The sequence below is a fragment of the Corallococcus sp. NCSPR001 genome, assembly GCF_017309135.1.
Taxonomy (GTDB): Bacteria; Myxococcota; Myxococcia; order Myxococcales; family Myxococcaceae; genus Corallococcus.
Map to the genome: position 1 here is coordinate 2,569,298 of NZ_JAFIMS010000002.1, position 18,061 is coordinate 2,587,358.

The window sequence follows — 18,061 nt, forward strand, 5'->3', positions numbered from 1 at the left end:
CCGGAAGGCCCTTACGGCAGGTGGGGGTGGAGGAAGCGGGCCAGGGCGATGAGGTCGTCCCAGTCCAGCTCGCCGAACTCCAGCGCCACGCCGTCCACTTCCCGGCGGCGGATGGTGCACATGGTGACGAGCTCCCGGTCGCCCGGCAGCGGCAGGGCGATGGTGAGCGCGCGCTGCGAGTCCGCCGGGTGGGCCTGGAGGAACAGGCCGTTCATGGAGATGTCGCGCGCCTGCGCCGTCACGGTGCGGCCCGACAGGAGCACCTTCACCTGGAGCCGGGCTTCGACGCGCGGGTGGTAGCGCTCGCGCTCGTTCGGACGGGGACCATTGGAGGGGTTCATCATCGGGGGGCTCACCTTCGGGTGCGACAGGACGCGACAACTGTGAAGCAGGTTGGCGCGGGGGCAAGTTTTCGGGTTTTCCTCCGCCGTCCCGCGCCGTGGACGTGGCGCCCGCGCACGGGAGACACCTGACGCGGCGTGCTCCTGTTGTTTCAAGGGGTTGGCCCCTGGCACGGACGGTGGAAGGCAGCCCCGGCGAATCCCTGCCGGAGGCACCCCTTGGAAGACCGTCGCATCCCGTCGTTGAGCATCGCCCCGTCCATCGCGCGTCAGACGCCGAAGACGGAGTTCGGCCCCACGCTGGCGCGAGCGGCGCGCGAGGTGGTGCGCACGGGTGCGGGGCTCGTGGGCGGCATGTTGCCGTCGGGCGCCATCTCCAGCGCTGTGGTGTCTTCCCTGGCCGGGACGGTGTCCGCGGCTGTTCCGACGGAAGCCGTGTCGTCGGTGCCGGCGGCGGGAGGTGCCACCGCGATGTCGGCGCGCGCGAGCACCGCGGGGACGACGGCTTCGACGGGCAGCGCGGCGACGGGGCAGGGGGACGCGTGGGACCTGCTGGAGGCGCAGAAGCTGATGGCCGCGGACGGCCAGAAGTTCAACGTGGCCTACCTGTCGCTCCAGAACGAGATGCAGAAGGAGAGCCGCGAGCACAACGCCATCTCCAACATCATGAAGGTCCGCCACGACTCGGCGAAGGCCGCCATCAACAACATCCGCTGAAGGCGCGCTCACGATGGCCATCGACAAGTTGGGAGCCGTGGGCGGCGCGGGCCCTTCGCCCGCGGTGGAGTCCGGCAGGGAGACGTTCGGCAAGGTGCTGGAGGGCGTGCGTACGCCCCCGTCGCGCCCCGTGCCGGTGACGACGGAGGGGCCGCCGAAGCCGGTGCGCACGCCCACCGAAGCCACCGCCGGCACGTCTCGGGCGGACGGCGTGGAGGGGGCGAAGGCGGGCTGCGCGGAGGTGAAGCCGGGGGCCCGCGTCGATTCGGTCCAGGCGGCGCGCGGTCAGCAGGCGGTGGAGGTGTTGGACCGCGTGGGGCAGGCGCAGCAGCGACTGGACCACATCCTGAAGCTCGCCGAGTCCGGCCGCACGTTCAGTCCCTCGGAGTTGCTCGCGCTCCAGGCCCACGTCTACCGCGCCAGTCAGGAGCTCGATCTCGCCGGCAAGGTCGTCGAGAAGGCCACCGGCGGCGTCAAGCAGGTCCTCCAGACCCAGGTGTGAGGAGTCCTTCGTTCCATGCGTTCCGCTCCCCTTCGTTGTCTCTGTTTCCTCCTGCTCCTGGGCGCTTCGGCGTGCCGGGAGCGCATCCAGCACGGCCTCGATGAACGTCAGGCCAATGAGCTTCAAACGGTGCTCGTCGAGCGGGGGCTCGACGCGCGCAAGGTGCCCGAGCCGGGCAAGAAACCCACGTGGGCCATTGAGGTGACGGACGCGCAGTCCTCGGACGCGGTGCGCATCCTGGCGGAGCTGGGGCTGCCCCGGCTCGCGGCGGAGACGGGCTGCGACGTGTTTGGCGGAAGCGGGCTCGTGCGCTCGCCACTTGAAGAGCAGGTCTGCCGCGTCCGGGGGATGGAGCGGGAGCTGGAGAAGACGCTCCAGACGGTGGACGGCGTGCTGCTGGCGCGAGTGCACCTGGTCGTCCCGCCGCCGCCGAGGCCGGGCCAGGCCCCCGCGCCTTCGAAGGCTTCGGCCATGTTGCGCACGGCACCCGGTGGCGCGACGCGCGTGCGCAAGTCGGCGGACACGCTGCGTGAGCTCATCGCGGGAGGCGTGGAGGGGCTGTCACCGGAGGCTGTCTCGCTGCTGGTGGACGAGGTGACGACGCACGTGGAGGCGCCATCCGCGAAGGGAGGTCCCGTCCCGCTGCGGCTGCGAGTGGTGCTCGCCCTGCTGGGCGTGCTGGTGACGGGCCTATCCGGAGCGCTCGTCTGGACGACGCTGCGCTGGAAGCACTACCGGGCCCTGGCGGAGCAGCCCCCCTCGGCGCCGCCTGCGCCGCCCACGCCCGCGCGGCCGGTGGTGACCCCGGGCTCCACGCGCAAGCTGGCCTGAGCACGCCATGGACGTCACACGCGTGGGTCGGGTGCTGCGCAAGGCCCGGAAGCTCCTGCCCTCGAGGCAGGAAGCGCCGCGGGCCGCGGTGGCGGAGGTCACGCTGCCCGCGTTGTCCCTGCCGTTGGAGCGCATCGCGCTGGTCGTCTGCGTGCTGGCGCGGGAGCGCGCCGCGGAGCTGCTGGGAGGGCTGGTGGATGCCGAAGCGGGCAGGGCGCTGCGCCACCTGGAGCGCTTCGCCGCCATGCCCTCCGCCCAGCGCCAGGCCAAGGTGGCGGTGGAGTTCGGCGAGCGGGCGGACGGAGAGACCCGGTTGGCCCTCTTCCTGGAGACGGCGCCCGAAGCCCTGCGCCAGGAAGCCTTTCGCGGCCTTCCTCGGTACCACCGCAGCCGGTTTCCCCAGTGGGAGGGGACCGAATCGCGAGCGGATGCCGCTCCGGCCCTGACCGCCCTGGCGGAGCGGCGCATCCGCGAAGCCCTGCGCTGAGCGTCCCCGGGTGTGGAGGGGCATCCCGAAGACGGACCTCCGCCTCCAGCCAACACCCTGATTCCACGTGCCGGCCCCCTGGCCATGGCCGTGCACAGGGGACGTGTGTCCCGTCGCCGTCCCGGAGCTCCGGATGCAAACGAATCCAGTCAGGTCTCCCAGCGCCTCGAAGAAGCCCACGCGTCCGTTCCGCCCGGGAGCGCGCCGGCTGACGCGCGCCCACCTGGTGTTGGGACAGCGGCCCCAGGTGGGGCGTTGGGGCGCGGAGCTCCTGCGCGACGTGGGCGCGGCGCTGTCGCGGGACCTGGGCGCGGCGGTCACGGTGGAGGGGCACCTGGTGCCGGCGGCGGTCCAGCCGGAGCGCGAGCTGGCGGTGGGAATGGTGTTCGCGCTGGTGGAGCTGTCGGCGGTGGGGGGCACCGCCATCGTGGAGCTGGAGGTGCCGCTGGTCTTCGCGGCGCTGGCGAGGCTGGCGGGGACGGGGCCGCGGCCCGCTCCCGTGGCGGAGCTGACCCGGCTGGAAGAGTCCACGCTGGTGTACCTGCTGCTGTCCGCCCTGGCCGCGACGCGTGGGCAGGGCGAATGGGTGCGAAGGCTGGGGCCTCGCTTGTCCGCGGTGTCGATGCGGCGCGGCGACGTGCTGACGCGAGTCGATGCGCGGCAGCCCTATGTGGCGGTGCTGCTGACGGCAACGGTGGACGGAGCGACGGTGGGCGGCCGGGTGCTCCTGCCCGCCCGTGCCGTGCAGACCGCGTTTCAAGAGCTGCCCATGGAGTCACCGGGCGCGGTGGCGCCCCAGGTGCTGGCGGCATCGGTTCCCGCGCGCTGCCTCATGGGGCGCAGTCCATTGCAGGCCGCGGCGGTGGATGCGCTGGCCGCGGGAGACGTCGTGCTCTTCGAGGGCGTGCGTCTCCGGGACGGCCGGGTGGAGGGCCAGGGACAGCTGATCACCCGGGGCTTCGCGCTCCGGGGCGAGTTTCTGACGGAAGGCTTTTCGACAGGGAGCGTGCACTCGCGCGCGGCCCGACAGGAGTCGGACATGGTGGCGACGAACAAGCGGAGCGAGGCGATGCCGCCGCTCCCGGTGGATGTGGAGATTGAACTGACGCGGTTGATGTTGCCCCTGGCGGAGCTGGCGGCGCTGAAGCCGGGCACGTTGCTGCCCCTGCACGTGAACGCGAGCAGCCCGGTGCTGCTGCGCGTGGGGGACCGCGTGGTCGCGCGCGCGGAGTTGGTGGAGATTGAAGGCGAAGTGGGCGCCCGCATCCTGGCGTTGCTGCCGTGAGCGCGCCCGTGAACACGCTGCTGTCCTCGTTCTCGCCACGCGGCAGGCTGCTGTTCGCGTTGGCCCTGCTCGTGGGGCTGGCGACGCTCGCGCCCCTAGAGGGACTGTCGCTGGTGGGCACCTCGCGCCTGGTGATTGGCGCGATGGCGCTGGCCGGTCTGGGCTGGGTGATGCTCCGCAAGGGAGGCATGGCCGGGAGTGCCGCCGCCGCTCCGGAGCCCCTGAGCATCGTCTCGCGGACAGGACTTTCCCAGCGTTGTGGTCTCGCGCTCGTGGAGGCGGATGGCCGGCGCTACCTCGTGGCCTACGGCGACACCTTCGCGGAGATTCATGAGACCCGCGCCGTGGCGGTCCTGCCCGGTGCCGCGCCCAGGCCGACGATGAAGTCCCGGTTCGACCTGGAACTGGAGCCGACGGTGCTCTTCCCTCGCGTGCGACAGACGAAGTCGGCTTGCGGCGCGCCGCGGAAGCGGGGTGGGGGATGAAGGCCCTCGGATTGGGATGCGGCGTGCTCCTTCCCGCGAGCGCGTTCGCCGCGGAGCAGTCCCTGTCGCAGGCCTCCTATGCCGGCAGTCCGCTGGCGATGATGGGGATGCTCGCGCTCCTGTCGCTGCTGCCGTTCGCGGTGCTGATGCTGACGAGCTTCTCGAAGATCGCCGTGGTGCTCTCGCTGGCCCGCTCGGCGATGGGCACGCAGCAGGCACCGCCGACGCTGGTGCTCACGGGGCTCGCGGTGGTGCTGACGGGGCACATCATGGCGCCGGTGATGGAGCGCATGTACGACGCGGGACAGGCGGCGTACGACGAGGTCCATTCCGGAGCGCAGGTCCTCTCCGCCGCGAAGCAGGTGACGGAGCCCCTGCGAGCATTCCTCATGAAGCATGGAGGCCCGGAGGAACGGGCCCGCTTCGTGGACCTGGCCCGCGAGCTGCGTCCTCCGGAGGAATCCGAGCAGGTGCAGGAGACGGACTTGTTCGTCGTCATCCCGGCCTTCGTCATCACCGAGCTGAAGGAGGCCTTCCAGATTGGCTTCATCGTCTTCCTGCCCTTCCTGGTGCTCGACATGGTCATCGCCAACGTGTTGCTCGCGTTGGGGATGCAGACGTTGTCACCGGGCCAGGTGAGCCTGCCCTTCAAGATCCTCCTCTTCGTCGCCGTGGATGGTTGGGCCCTGCTCGCGCGGGGACTCATCCTCGGCTACCGGTGACGCGATGACCCAGGACGTCCTGCTCACCCTGGGCCGTGAAGCCCTGCTGTTGATGGTGCTCGCCTCGCTGCCGCCCATTGGCGCGAGCCTGCTGGTGGGCTTCCTGATGAGCCTCTTCCAGGCAACGACCCAGTTGCAGGAGAGCACGCTGTCGGTGGTGCCCAAGCTGTGCGCGGCGGTGCTGTCCCTGGTGCTCGCGGGGCCGTGGATCGCCGGGCAGCTCACGCGCTTCACCCAGCAGCTCCTCATGCTCATCGCGGACGTGGCGCTGTGAACCCAGAGGAGTTGGGTGAACAGTTCCTCGCCCTGGGGCCGCACGTGGTCGCGGTGGCGCTGTGCGCGGCGAGGCTCGTGCCCATCGCGTTCCTCTGTCCATTGCTCGGGGGCCAGGCCGCGCCGACGACGGTCCGTCTGGGACTGGTGCTCGCGCTCTCGCTCTTCCTGCACGTCGAAGCAGGCGTGGAGTTCAACGGCGCGGTGGAGACGCCGGTGGTGATGGCGGCGCTCGTGGTGCGTGAGCTGGCCTACGGTGTCTCCGTGGGACTCGTGGCCGCGCTGCCCTTCGACGCTGCGAGGATGGGCGGCCGGTTCATCGACCTGTTCCGGGGAACCTCCGCGGAGGCGAGCCTCCCGCAGGCCGGGAGCCGCGAGTCGGCCACGGGAGACGCGCTGTACCACCTGCTGGTGGCGAGGGTGGTGTCGGGCGCGCTGTTCCCCGTCGTGCTCTCCGCCCTGCTGCGCGGCTTCGGAGTGGTCCAACTGGGGGCCTTCGTGCCCACGGAGGCTTCGGCCCTGCACGTGGTGGTGATGGTGGGCGGCGCCATGGCCACGGGGCTCGCGGTGGGCGCTCCAGTGGCGGCGGCATCGCTCGCGGTGGACTGCTTCCTGGGCATGGCGTCGAGGGCCGCGGCCCAGGTGAACCTCCAGGAGTTGGGGGCTCCGCTGCGCATCCTCGGGGGCGGAGCGCTGCTGTGGCTGGGCGTGGGCCTGCTGTGTGAGCGGCTGCTCGCGGGCGTGGCCTCGACGGAGGGCGCGCTGGCGCTGCTGGGCGAGGTCTCCCGATGAGTGGCGAGAAGACGGAGCAGCCCACCGCGAAACGGCTGCGGGAGGCCAGGCGCAAGGGCCAGCTTCCTCGCAGCCGGATGCTGACCTCCAGCGCGACGACGCTGGGCGGGCTGCTGGGCTTCATCGCGTTCGCGCCAGAGGGCTTTGACCGGCTGAAGGACTGGACCGCGCGGTTGATGCTGGAACAGACCGCCGCTGGCGCATGGGAAGAAGGGGCCTGGGTCGCCGCGCGGTTGTGCGGCCCTGCCCTGGGCGGAGCGCTCGCGGCCTCGCTGGCGGTCTCCGTGGCCACCGTGGGCTTCGAGCTGGATGCTCGCCACGCCGCGCCGAAGCTCGAGCGCATCAACCCCGCCGCGGGCCTCAAGCGCCTCTTCAGCGTCCGGCCGCTGCTCGAGCTGGGCAAGGCGCTGCTCGTGGCCGCGCTGCTGGGCCTCATCGTCTGGAACGAGGTGGAGTCCGTCGGTGCGGACGCCTTGCAGACCGCGTGGCTCGAGGGAACCCGGGGAATGGAGTTCCTGCTCGGCCGGCTGGCGGCGCTGGTGACGCGACTGGCGTGGGTGGTGCTCGGGTGCGGCGCCGTGGACTACGCGATCGCCCGCCGCAGGCACCGTCACGAGCTGATGATGACCCGCGAAGAGGTCAAACGGGAGCACAAGGAGAGCGAGGGCGACCCACGTCACAAGGGGCAGCGGCGCGCCCTGCATCGCCAGCTGGCGCAGGGCGGTCCGGCACGTGGAGTGCAGAAGGCCACCGCCGTGATCGTCAACCCCACGCACATCGCGGTCGCGCTCCGCTACGACGCGGGCGAATGTGACGCGCCCTACCTCGTGGCCAAGGGCCGCGAACAGGACGCGCTCGCGCTCAAGGAGGAGGCGCGCCAGCAGGGCATCCCCGTGGTCCGGGACGTGCCGCTGGCCCGCAGCCTCATCCACTTCGACGTCGGGGAGTCCATCCCCGAGGAGCTGTACCAGGCGGCGGCCGTCGTGTTGCGGACCGCGATGGAGCTTCGCGAGCCGGACGACCGTCCACGGAGACAGACGTGATGCCCCCATTCCTGAAGGTCTTGCTGAAGGCCCGTCAGTCGTCGGACGTCGTGCTCGCGGTGGCGATGGCGGCGGTGCTGGGGGCGCTCATCATTCCGCTGCCTGCGTGGCTCCTCGACATGGGGCTCGCGGTGAACCTGGCCGCGGCGGTGGCGCTGCTGGTCGCGGCGCTGAACGCGAAGGACGCGCTGCGGGTGACGTCGTTCCCCACGTTGCTGCTCTTCACCACGCTGTTCCGGCTGTCGCTCAACGTGTCGTCCACACGGCTGGCGCTCTCCGAGGGCCACGCGGGCGAGGTCATCCAGGCCTTTGGCGAGTTCGTGGTGCGAGGCGACTACGTGGTGGGCGCGGTGGTGTTCGCCATCCTCACGCTGGTGCAGTTGCTGGTGGTGACCAAGGGCGCCGAGCGGGTCGCGGAGGTGTCCGCCCGCTTCACCCTGGACGCCATGCCCGGCAAGCAGATGTCCATCGACGCGGACCTGCGCGCGGGCGCCATCGACCAGACCCAGGCCCGGCGCAGGCGGCGCGACCTGGAGCGCGAGTCCCAGATGTTCGGCGCCATGGACGGCGCGATGAAGTTCGTGAAGGGGGACGTCGTCGCGGGCCTCGTCATCGTCGCGGTGAACCTGCTGGGCGGCACCCTCATCGGCGTGTTGCAGAACGGCCAGTCCTTCTCCGAGGCCGCCGCCACCTTCGCCCTCATCGCCATTGGTGACGGGCTCGTGTCCCAGGTGCCCTCACTGTGCATCGCTGTGGCCGCGGGCCTCGTCGTCACACGGGTGGCGTCGGAGAAGGAAGAGGACTCGCTCGGGGCGGAGATCGGCTCCCAGTTCTTCGGTGACTTCCGCACGCTGACCACCGTCGCGGGCCTGTGCGTCGCGCTGGCCTTGATGCCGGGCATGCCGCACCTGACCTTCCTCGCGCTGGCCGCGGGCCTCGGCGGGCTCGGGTATGCGCTGCGGCGCAAGGGGCAGGCCCCGGAGAAGTCACCGTCGAAGGATGGAGCCTCCCAGGAAGCCGCGGTGCCCGCTGGAGCCGCGGGCAAGCCGCCGGAGAGCGCGAAGGCACCCGTCGGAGTGACGCCGCTCACGCTGGACCTGTCCGCGCAGCTGACGCCGCTCGCGGAGGCGGACGGCGGCGCCTTCGTGCACACCGTGCTGAACGCCGCGCGCGACGAGCTGTTCTTCGAACTGGGCGTGCGCGTCCCCGGCATCCGGGTGCGGACCCACGCCGCCTACCTGGGGCCGGGCGAGTACCGCATCCTCCTGGATGAAGTCCCCGCGGGTGGCGGCGTGGTGCAGCCCGGCGCCCTGTACGCGCTCGTTCCTCCCGGCGAGCTGGCCTTCCTGGAGGTCCAGGCGGAGGCGTCGGTCGAGCCCGCCAGCGGGCGGCCCATCAGCCGCGTGGCGGAGGGGGCCCGCTCCCGGCTGGAGCTGGCCCAGGTGCCGGTGCGCAAGCCCTCGGAGCTCATCGCGGACCACCTGCGGGCCGTGCTGCGCCTGCGCGCCGCCGCGCTGCTGGGACTCCAGGAGGTGCAGGGGCTGCTGGAGGGGCTGGAGGCCCAGTCGCCCGTGCTGGTGAAGGAGGCGCTGCAGAAGGTGCCGCTGCCGCTGCTGGTGGACGTGCTGCGGCGGCTCGTGCAGGAGCAGGTGAGCATCCGCGACCTGCGCGCCATCCTGGAGGCGCTCGTGGCGCCCACCACCGAAGGCGACGCCACGGCCCTGGCCGAGCGCTGCCGTCAGGCCCTGCACCGCTACCTGAGCCACCAGTTCGCGCCCACGGGCCCGCTGTACGCGTACCTCGTGGATCCCGAAGTGGAGGAGGTGCTGCGCGCCAGCGGTCCTAGAGGGCCCGCGCCCGAGCCGGAGCGCATCATGGAGATACTTGAAGGGGTGCGGGTCATCGCCAACGGGGGCCGGGCGGTGCTGCTCACGGCCCCGGACATCCGCCGTCCCCTGCGCAAGCTGTGCGAGGGCTCGTTCCCGGACGTGGCGGTGCTCACCTACGGCGAGCTGGATGGGGATCTGCAGATTCGCCCCATCGGCCGGCTGACGCCGGTCGCCGTGGGGCGGTGATGCCTAGAGGGTGCCGGTGCCGTTGCTGCCCTTGAACTCGGAGGAGGGCGGCAGGTCCGACTGGGCCTGCAGCGGCGCGGGGCGGTTGACCCGGTCGCGCAGCTCCTTGCCCGTGCGGAAGAGCAGGCCGCGCTTGGGCTTCACCGGGATGACCACGCCCGTCTTCGGGTTGCGGCCCTGGTAGCCCTGGTAGTTCTTCACGTGGAAGGCGCCCAGCCCGCGAATCTCGATGTTCTCCCCGCGGCAGAGGGCGTCCTTCATCGACTCGAAGATCGTCTCGATGGTCGCCTCCGCCTGCTTCTGGGTCACGCCTCGTTTGGCAACGAGGATGTTGATCAGATCGGACTTGAGCATCGGACGCTCCCGCAAACCCCGTGACCCCTTGGTGACAGGGCTCTCTGGCCCGTTGTCGAGTCCCGAATACATAACAGAACACCTCCTCCTTGCAAGCCGGGTGGGCTCCCAAACCTCTAAAAACGTTACGGATTTCCGCCGCTGACCGCTGCCTTGGGGGCCTCGGGAGCGGGCGGGGCGAGCAGCCCCGGGCGCAGCGGCGTCACCAGGTCCAGCCACCGGGTGCGGCGCAGCAGATCGACCCCGGCACAGTCGGCCGCCTGGAACAGGGGCTCGAATTGTTCGAAGCCCGGGGCCTTGGGGCCCGTCCAGGTCTCGGGGCCGCCGGTGATCATCACCCCGTGCACGGCGAGCGTGGTGTCCGCGAGCGTGATGTCCGCGGGGTCCCGCGTGGGGCGCAGGCCGCCCCGCCGGCCCCGTTCCAGCAGGCGGGCTTCCACCATGCGGTCCACCACCTCGTGCACCAGCGACTCCGGCACGCGCAGCCGCGTGGCCAGCTCCCGGGGCAGGGGCGGGGTGGCGCCATCCACCCAGCACAGGGTGACGTCCTGGGCGACGCGCGCGCCCACCAGCTCGTGCGCGCGCGGGTGGCTGCCGAAGGCGAAGAGCGAGTCTCGGAAGGAGACGTGCTCCACCGCGTATGACAGCCGGGCGCCGAACAGCATCACCAGCCAGCTCACGTACACCCAGGCGAGGAACAGGGGCAGGGCGCCCAGCGACGCGTAGAGGGGGTTGTAGAGGAAGCTGCGCGCGGCGAACTCGGCGTACACCTGCTTCGCCAGCGTCCATCCCAGGCCCGACACCAGCCCGCCCGCCAGCGCCGAGCGCACGCGCACGTGGGCATACGGCGTCCACAGGTACAGCAGCGTCAGGCTGCCCATGGCGATGAGCGTGGTGCCCACCCCGATGAAGAACGGCGCGGAGGGCGCGTACGTCTGCAAGAGCACGCGGACCCGGCCGGTGCCGGAGAAGGAGATGGCCATGAAGATGGGGCCCAGCAGCAGCAGGCCCGCGTAGATGGCCAGCCGCGTGAGCCACGGGCGCTGGCGGCGGATGCCCCACAGCTCGTTCACCGCGCCGTCGATGTGGCGCAGCAGCGAGCCCGCCGACAGCAGCACCGCGAGGAAGCCCACGCTGCCCACCGCGATGGAGTCGCCCGGGTGCAGGAACCGGTCGAGCAGGGCGGCGGACTCCTCGCTGACCCCCGGCGCCAGCACCTCGGAGATGACGAAGCGCAGCTTCCGCTGGAACTGCTCCTGGTGGAGCGTGCGCAAGAGCACGATGCCCACGGTCAAGAGCGGCACCAGCGAGAACATGCTGATGTACGTGAGCGCGGCGGCGCGCAGGCGCAGGTTCTCGCCCATGAAGCCGCGCGCCACGGTGCGCCCCGCGAGGAAGATGTCCGCCGCGAAGCGGCCCGCCGACGTGGCCCCGAGGGGCGCCCACACGCGGGCCGCGGTCTGGACCGCCCAGGCCCGTGCACGCACCAGCGACCGCCGCACGCCCCAGGACAGCTTCCGGAGCTTCACGACTCCCTCCCGGTGCGCTTCCCGCCCGGGGAGGCCAGGTCGCGGGAGTCCAGGTGCGTGCGAAGGCGCGGAGGCGAGCGGTTCATCCCAGGCGATTCAAAAGGGGCCGGGGACTCGACGACACCCCCGGCGTGGAAGTGCCACCGTAGCCAAACCCCACCCCGCTGAACCAGCCCTCCCACCCCGTCAGAGCGGACGTTGTCCGCACATGCACGGACCTCGGCCGCCTGGCTGTCCACCATGCGGGAGGCCGTGCTCCAGCCCCAATGCAGAAGGCCCGGCGGGATGTTCCCACCGGGCCTTCGCGGTCATTCACGGTCCGGGCTCAAGCGCCCGGTGTCGCTCGGGTGCTCAGCCTTCGCTGCCCCCGCCGGACGGCTCGGACGAGCCCCCGCCGGACGCCGCGGGAGGCGCGCCGCCACCATTGCCGCCGTTGTTCCCACCGCCGGAGCCGTTTGCGCGCTCGGCCCGCTCGCCGCGCTCACCGCCACGGTTCTCGCCGCCGCCACGCTCGCCGCGCTCACCGCCACGGCCCTCGCCACCGCCGCGACGCTCACGGTTGCGATCACCGCCGCGCTCGGGACGGCGGCCCTCGCGACGGTCACCGCCGCCGCGCTCGCCTCCGCGTTCTCCGCCGCGCTCGCCGCCACCACGGCCCTCGCCGCCGCCGCGGTTCTCAGCGCCGCCGCCGCGCTCACGGTCGCGGTCCCGGCCACCGCCGCGGCGTCCCTGGTCCTGACGGCCGCCGCCGTAATTGCTCTCCGGGCGGCGCTGCTGCATCGCCAGCTCGCCGTCGCCGGAGCCCGGCGACGAGGCCACCTTGTGCTCGGGGCCCGTGGCCGACCGGCCGTAGATGTCGTACTGCTCGCGGTGGTAGTTCTGCTGCGCCTTCACCTGGATGGACTTGTTGTAGCGGTCCATCAGGTGCCGCAGCTCGTTGCGCTCCTCGCCCTGCAGCAGCCGCGCGACCTCCGCGTTGCAGTTGATGACGAGCGTGGAGTCCTTGTAGCCCGGCGCCTCGCGGCGGATTTCGCGGAAGATTTCGTACGCGACCGTGGTCGCCGTCTTCACGAAGCCCTTGCCGTCGCAGTACGGGCAGTCCTCGTGCAGCACGCGGCCAATGGACTCGCGCACGCGCTTGCGCGTCATCTCCACCAGACCCAGCTCGGAGATGCGCAGCACGTTCGTCTTGGCCTTGTCCCGGCCCAGCGCCTCCTGCAGCGACTTGAAGACCTTGTCGCGGTTCTGCGCCTTCTCCATGTCGATGAAGTCGCAGATGATGATGCCGCCGATGTTGCGCAGCCGGAGCTGGTAGACGATCTCCTTGGCCGCCTCGACGTTGATCTTGGTGATGGTCTCCTCGAGGCTCTTCTTGCCGACGTAGCGGCCCGAGTTGACGTCGATGGCGGTGAGCGCCTCCGCCTGGTCGATGATGAGGTAGCCGCCGCTCTTCAGCCACACCTTGCGCTGGGTGGCGCGCTGCAGCTCCTGTTCAATCCCGTAGGCGTCGAAGACGGGCTCGTCCGTCTCGTGCAGCACCACGCGGTCGCGCAGGGCGGGGTCCTGCGCGGTGACGAAGCCCTGGATGCGCTCGTACTCCTCCGCGTCGTCCACGACGAGCTTCTCCACGTCGTGGGCGAACAGGTCGCGCGTGGCGCGCAGGATGAGGTCCAGGTCCGGGTGCAGCAGGCCCGGTCCGCCGCGCTTCTCGTTGCGGCGCACCACCTGGTTCCACACCTCGATGAGGAACCGGATGTCGCTCTCCAGCTTCTCCTGGGGAACGTTCTCCGCCACCGTGCGCACGATGAAGCCCGTGCCGGGCGGACGCAGCCGGTCCACGATTTCGCGCAGCCGGCGGCGCTCCTTCTCGTTGGAGATGCGGCGGCTGATGCCCACGTGGTCCACCGTGGGCATGAACACCAGGTGCCGGCCGGGGATGGAGATGTGCGAGGTGAGCCGCGCGCCCTTCGTGCCGATGGGGTCCTTGGAAATCTGGACCACCACCTCCTGGCCCACCTTCAGCAGGTCTTCAATCTTGTCCGTCTTGCGCTGCTTGGGCTTCTCCTTCTCCTCGTCGCGCTTCTCGCGGCGGGGCTGCTCCTGGCGGCGCTTGTCCTTGTCCTTGTCCTTCTCGCGGCCCTCCCGGTTGCGCGGCTCGCGGGCCTCGCGCGCCTCACGCGGGGTGCGGCGCTCGCCGGAGACCTCGGCGGGACGGGCGTCGGCGGCGGGGGAGGGGATGAGCTCACCCAGGGCGGCCGCGTGCGGCGGCGGCTCGGCGGCGCCGCCCTCCGTCGCGGGCGCCACGCCGGACTCGAGGGCGGCGGCGACGGTGGCGCTCTCCGCGGGCGTCTCCTGCACTGGCGCGGCGGCCTCCACCGGAGGCGTGCCGTTCTCCGTCAGCGGCACCGCCACCGCGGCGGTGGACACCTCGACCGGGGACTCCTCCCGCAGGGCGCTCTCGGCCGGGGTCTCCGCGATGACGTCCACGGCGGGCGCGACCGGCTCGGGAGCCGCCTGGGCCTCCACCGGGGCCGGGGCGGACTCGGGCGCCGGCTTCACGGCCTCGGGCGAGGCCTCCGGGGACGGCTCCACGGCAGGGGCGGCCTGGGCCTGGACGTCCAGCGCCAGCGCGCCGTCGTGCGCCAGCACCGGCTCCGGGACGGCCGCGGGGGCCTCCGTGCCGGCGGGCAGGGCGTGCGTGGCGTCCGGGACGCTGGCGGCCGCGAACTCCACGGCGTCGGCCTCGGATTCGGTGGGGACCTCCGGGGCGTCCTCGTGCTCGCCCTCGGTCAACTCGAACTGCGCGCGGGCGAAGTCCGGGTCGTAGACGACGTCGCTGACGTACAGGAAGGCGGCCTTCTCCAACCCGATGTCCACGAAGGCCGCCTGCATGCCCGGGAGCACCCGGACGACGCGACCCTTGTAGATGTTTCCGACGACGCCCTTGTCCTTCTTACGCTCGAGGTAGAACTCCGCGATATGGCCGCCCTCGACGAGCGCCACCCGGGTCTCCCGACCCGCGGCATTGATGACGAGCACACTGCTCATGGATGAATCCTGGAGGCGCGCACGGTAGGGGGGACCTCACCGGACGGGAGGCGGCGAGACGCCACACCTCCGAGCGCGCTGCGAAGGGAGAGGCGGCCAGGGGGCCTCCGGCGTGTGCACGCCTTCCGGAAGTCCCGGAGGGAGAACGCATCGCCTGGGTGGGGGCCGAGGACATCGCCGCCTGCTCCTCCGAGTCATGTCGCCCCGCATTGCGACCGGCACCGTACCGGGCGGGGCTGCTTCTCTTCACGCGCTCGAGGCTTCCTCCACGCCCGTGCCGTCCGCCCCCTCTTCCGCACCCGGTCGGTGCCCGTCATGTGGGCCACCTTGGGGGGGTGTCTGGGGGCCCCGGAGCAGCAGGGGCATCCGGAGGAAACCGGAAGCGCAACCCGTCGAAATTCCTGCCTGGGCGTGATGTCCCGCCAACGCGGGGCGTCACACAACCGCCCAGAAACACGGAGAGTTTTCCACGCCCCTCCAGGTGTGTAAAGGCCCGATGCGCCCGTTCATCCACTGTCGGGCAGATGGAGGGCGGGCCCGCCCGGCGGGTCCCCGGGCGCTCGGTGACGGACGTTCAGGCCTGGGCGGGGGCCTGCTTGCGCCCCTCGGGCTTGTCCAGCTTGCCGCGCGGACGGCGCACCAGCCTGAGGCCGGTCCAGGTCTCGTCGATGATGCAGATCTTGTTGTCCACGAGGCCGATGTCGAGCGCCGCCTGACGCACGAAGTCCTCCGACAGGCGCGTCTTCACGCCCTCGCCGGCGGGCCAGCAGACCCAGATGCCGCCGTTGAGGGTGGTGGCGCGCGACAGCGCGGGCAGCCGCTGCACCAGCTCCGTGGCGTCGGAGGTGAAGAAGAGGATGACGTCCAGCCCCGTCTGGGCCGTGACGAGGAACTCCACCCCGTCCGGCAGCGGGTTGAGCTTCTGCACGAAGCCCCGCGGGGGGTTGATGACGGAAACCTTGGTGCCGGACCGGATGCCCAGCATGGCCGGCAGGGAAGCCAGCGCGTAGGGCGTCATGATGTGCGCTCCACAATGAAGGTGCGGAATTCGCCAGAGGCCAGCCCGTCCGTGCGCGCCACGTCCGTGACGCGCGCCATGCGGGGACCCGTGTGACACCAGCGGATGAAGTCTTCCAGCGCGCCCGGTTCGCCTTCCACCGTGGCCTCCACGGAGCCGTCGCTCCGGTTGCGCACCCAGCCGGACAGGCCAAGGCGCAGCGCCTCCTGGCGGGCGCTCTCCCGGTAGGAGACGCCCTGGACCATGCCCTGGATGCGCAGGGTCGCCCGGCGCTGCGTGCTCATGCCTCTGGCCTCATGCTCTGACGTCCCCTTCTAGCAGCTTCAGGAACGCCTGCTCATCCAGGATTCTTACGCCCAATTCCTGCGCCTTCTTCAGCTTGCTGCCCGCGTCCTCGCCGGCCACGACGAAATCGGTCTTGCGCGAGACACTTCCGGAGACCTTACCGCCGCGCCGTTCGATTTCCTCCTTGGCCTGTTCGCGCGCGAGCCGCTCCATGGTGCCGGTGAGCACCACCGTCTTGCCCACGAAGGGGCCGCCCGTGGCGACCGCCGGGGGGGCCGGGTGGACGCCCGCGTCCAGCAGGGCCTGGATGGCGGCCTGGTTCTGGGGCTCCTGGAAGAAGGTGTGGATGACCTGCGCCATCACCGGGCCCACGTCCTTCACCCGGCTGATGTCCTCCAGGCTGGCCGTGAAGAGCGACTTCACGTCCGGGAAGGCCTCCGCCAGGGCGCGCGCCGTGGAGTCGCCCACGTGGCGGATGCCCAGCGCGTACAGGAAGCGGCGCTGGGTGGTGTCCTTGCTGCCCGCGATGGAGGCCAGCAGGTTGTCCGCGCTCTTCTCCCCCATGCGCTCCAGCTTGAGCAGCGAGTCCCGGGTGAGCGCGAACAGGTCCGCGAACGCCTTCACCTGACCGGACGCCACCAGCTGCGTGGCCAGCTTGTCCCCCAGGCCTTCGATGTCCAGGGCGAGGCGGCTGGCGAAGTGGCGCACCTTCTCCACCAGCTGCGCGGGGCAGGACGCGCCCGTGCAGCGGATGATGGCGCCGTCCTCGTCCTTGGCCGCCACCGCGCCGCACACCGGGCAGTGGGTGGGGAAGGTGAAGGGCTGGGAGTCCTCCGGGCGCTTGGACAGCACCACGGAGACGATCTCCGGAATCACGTCACCCGCGCGGCGCACGAAGACGGTGTCGCCCTTGCGCACGTTCTTGCGGCGCAATTCGTCCTCGTTGTGCAGCGTGGCGCGAGACACCGTCACGCCGCCCACCTTCACCGGCTTCAGGTGCGCCACCGGCGTGAGCGCGCCCGTGCGGCCCACCTGGATGCCGATGTCCTCCACCGTGGTGGACTCCTCCTCCGGCGGGAACTTGTAGGCCACCGCCCAGCGCGGGCTCTTGGACACCTGGCCCAGGCGGCGGCGCAGGTCCTCGTCGTCCACCTTCACCACCATGCCGTCCACTTCGAAGGGCAGGGCGTGGCGGCCCTTGAGCGACTCGTCGTAGCGCTGGCGCACGCCGTCCGCCCCGTCCGCGTGCTGGTAGCGGTTGATGGGCAGGCCCAGCGTCTTCAAGTACTCCAGCTTCTCCGTGTGCGTCTTGAAGGCGGGCACGCCGTCGCCGGGCACGCATTCGTACAGGTAGACGGACAGGGGCCGGGCGGCGGTCTCCCGGGGGTCCAGCTGGCGCAGGCTGCCCGCGGCCGCGTTGCGCGGGTTGGCGAAGAGCGACTCGCCCGCCTCCTCGCGCTTCTCGTTGAGCTTGCGGAAGTCCTCCTTGCGGATGAAGACCTCGCCGCGCACCTCCAGCCGCCGGGGCACCTTCACGCCGTCCTGGGGGAACAGCTCCAGGGGCAGGCTCTTGATGGTGCGCAGGTTGCCCGTGACGTCCTCGCCGGTGGTGCCGTCGCCGCGCGTGGCGCCCTGCACGAAGCGGCCGTTTTCGAACCTCAGGGAGATGGCCAGGCCGTCCAGCTTGGGCTCGCACACGTAGCCCACCTGCGTGAGGCCGGTCTGCTTGCGGATGCGCTCGTCGAACTCCGTGAGCCCGGCGTCATCGAAGATGTTCGCCAGGGACAGCATCTGCGTGGTGTGCACCACCTGCCCGAAGTCCTCCACCGCCGCGCCGCCCACGCGCTGGGTGGGCGAGTCCGGCGTCACCAACTGGGGGTACTGCTCCTCCAGCCCCTGGAGCTCACGCATCAGCGTGTCGTATTGGGCGTCGCTGATTTCCGGCGCGTCCAGCACGTAGTAGCGGTGGTTGTGGTGGGCCAGCTCCTGGCGGAGCGCTCGGGCGCGGGCTTCGGCTTTCGGGAAGGTGTCCACGGGGTGTGTCCTTACCCCAATTCAGGGACGCGGCCAGTCGCGCACGCCCCGCGTTGGAGGAAGGGCACTCTACCGGCACCACCTGACAGGGCCGCTCGCCGGCTCGGGAAGGGGAACCCGGGGACGCGTGTTCACGGCAAGAGAGCGCATTCGCCGCCCCATTAGGCCCGAATTTCAGCTACATAGCGGATTCCCTGTTCGCAATCCCCCCGCCCTCCAGTGCAACCCCCTGAAAAACGG

General features: G+C 71.2%; 18 protein-coding genes. 11 read left to right on the forward strand and 7 right to left on the reverse strand.

Annotated elements, in window-relative coordinates; translation table 11 throughout:
- Positions 1-11 precede the first annotated feature (11 nt).
- Positions 12-344 (reverse strand): PilZ domain-containing protein, encoded by a 333-nt coding sequence (locus tag JYJ93_RS12605; protein ID WP_014398934.1) that lies wholly within the window; start codon positions 342-344, stop codon positions 12-14.
- A 216-nt stretch (positions 345-560) separates the two neighbouring features.
- On the opposite strand from JYJ93_RS12605, the gene JYJ93_RS12610 reads away from it, so the two are divergent.
- The 11 genes from JYJ93_RS12610 (at position 561) to JYJ93_RS12660 (ending at position 9,553) form a co-directional block, all read left to right on the forward strand.
- Positions 561-1,058, forward strand: a complete 498-nt coding sequence (locus tag JYJ93_RS12610; protein ID WP_206790232.1) for a hypothetical protein — start codon at positions 561-563, stop codon at positions 1,056-1,058.
- Positions 1,059-1,071: 13 nt separating this feature from the next.
- Positions 1,072-1,560, forward strand: coding sequence for an ATP-dependent helicase HrpB (locus JYJ93_RS12615; RefSeq protein ID WP_206790234.1), 489 nt, complete (start codon positions 1,072-1,074; stop codon positions 1,558-1,560).
- 15 nt (positions 1,561-1,575) lie between these two features.
- Positions 1,576-2,391: a flagellar M-ring protein FliF gene (locus JYJ93_RS12620; protein ID WP_206790236.1), complete on the forward strand. Its 816-nt coding sequence runs from the start codon at positions 1,576-1,578 to the stop codon at positions 2,389-2,391.
- A 7-nt stretch (positions 2,392-2,398) separates the two neighbouring features.
- Positions 2,399-2,878, forward strand: a complete 480-nt coding sequence (locus tag JYJ93_RS12625) for a hypothetical protein (protein ID WP_206790239.1) — start codon at positions 2,399-2,401, stop codon at positions 2,876-2,878.
- A gap of 133 nt (positions 2,879-3,011) precedes the next feature.
- Positions 3,012-4,163 carry a FliM/FliN family flagellar motor switch protein gene (locus JYJ93_RS12630; RefSeq protein WP_242543782.1) on the forward strand — a complete coding sequence of 384 codons (1,152 nt, stop codon included), beginning with the start codon at positions 3,012-3,014 and terminating at the stop codon, positions 4,161-4,163.
- A complete protein-coding gene (locus JYJ93_RS12635) occupies positions 4,160-4,648 on the forward strand; it encodes a flagellar biosynthetic protein FliO (RefSeq protein ID WP_269012794.1) in 489 nt (162 codons plus the stop codon). The genes JYJ93_RS12630 and JYJ93_RS12635 overlap by 4 nt, the downstream gene beginning before the upstream one ends.
- A complete protein-coding gene (sctR, locus tag JYJ93_RS12640) occupies positions 4,645-5,370 on the forward strand; it encodes a type III secretion system export apparatus subunit SctR (RefSeq protein ID WP_206790263.1) in 726 nt (241 codons plus the stop codon). The genes JYJ93_RS12635 and sctR overlap by 4 nt, the downstream gene beginning before the upstream one ends.
- A 4-nt stretch (positions 5,371-5,374) precedes the next feature.
- Positions 5,375-5,644: a flagellar biosynthetic protein FliQ gene (locus JYJ93_RS12645; protein WP_014398926.1), complete on the forward strand. Its 270-nt coding sequence runs from the start codon at positions 5,375-5,377 to the stop codon at positions 5,642-5,644.
- Complete coding sequence (locus JYJ93_RS12650) at positions 5,641-6,435, forward strand: flagellar biosynthetic protein FliR (RefSeq protein ID WP_206790265.1); 795 nt, start codon at positions 5,641-5,643, stop codon at positions 6,433-6,435. The genes JYJ93_RS12645 and JYJ93_RS12650 overlap by 4 nt, the downstream gene beginning before the upstream one ends.
- Complete coding sequence (locus tag JYJ93_RS12655) at positions 6,432-7,478, forward strand: EscU/YscU/HrcU family type III secretion system export apparatus switch protein (protein WP_206790267.1); 1,047 nt, start codon at positions 6,432-6,434, stop codon at positions 7,476-7,478. The genes JYJ93_RS12650 and JYJ93_RS12655 overlap by 4 nt, the downstream gene beginning before the upstream one ends.
- On the forward strand, positions 7,478-9,553 hold the full coding sequence (locus JYJ93_RS12660; protein WP_206790269.1) for a flagellar biosynthesis protein FlhA: 2,076 nt from the start codon (positions 7,478-7,480) through the stop codon (positions 9,551-9,553). Before JYJ93_RS12655 ends, JYJ93_RS12660 begins: the two co-directional genes overlap by 1 nt.
- Before the next feature lie 3 nt (positions 9,554-9,556).
- Here the strand turns inward: JYJ93_RS12660 and JYJ93_RS12665 are convergent, their stop codons facing one another.
- The 6 genes from JYJ93_RS12665 to ligA all read right to left on the reverse strand — a co-directional run bounded on the left by JYJ93_RS12665 (position 9,557) and on the right by ligA (position 17,821).
- Complete coding sequence (locus tag JYJ93_RS12665) at positions 9,557-9,907, reverse strand: HU family DNA-binding protein (RefSeq protein WP_206790271.1); 351 nt, start codon at positions 9,905-9,907, stop codon at positions 9,557-9,559.
- 125 nt (positions 9,908-10,032) lie between these two features.
- Positions 10,033-11,421 (reverse strand): YhjD/YihY/BrkB family envelope integrity protein, encoded by a 1,389-nt coding sequence (locus JYJ93_RS12670; RefSeq protein ID WP_206800272.1) that lies wholly within the window; start codon positions 11,419-11,421, stop codon positions 10,033-10,035.
- Positions 11,422-11,787: 366 nt separating this feature from the next.
- Entirely contained in the window at positions 11,788-14,484 is a 2,697-nt protein-coding gene (locus JYJ93_RS12675; protein ID WP_206790272.1) for an Rne/Rng family ribonuclease, read from the reverse strand.
- Positions 14,485-15,058: 574 nt separating this feature from the next.
- Positions 15,059-15,502, reverse strand: a complete 444-nt coding sequence (locus JYJ93_RS12680) for a DUF3052 family protein (protein ID WP_014398919.1) — start codon at positions 15,500-15,502, stop codon at positions 15,059-15,061.
- Positions 15,499-15,786: an acylphosphatase gene (locus JYJ93_RS12685; protein ID WP_206790274.1), complete on the reverse strand. Its 288-nt coding sequence runs from the start codon at positions 15,784-15,786 to the stop codon at positions 15,499-15,501. The genes JYJ93_RS12680 and JYJ93_RS12685 overlap by 4 nt, the downstream gene beginning before the upstream one ends.
- 10 nt (positions 15,787-15,796) lie before the next feature.
- Entirely contained in the window at positions 15,797-17,821 is a 2,025-nt protein-coding gene (gene ligA, locus JYJ93_RS12690; protein WP_206790276.1) for an NAD-dependent DNA ligase LigA, read from the reverse strand.
- Positions 17,822-18,061: the final 240 nt, after the last annotated feature.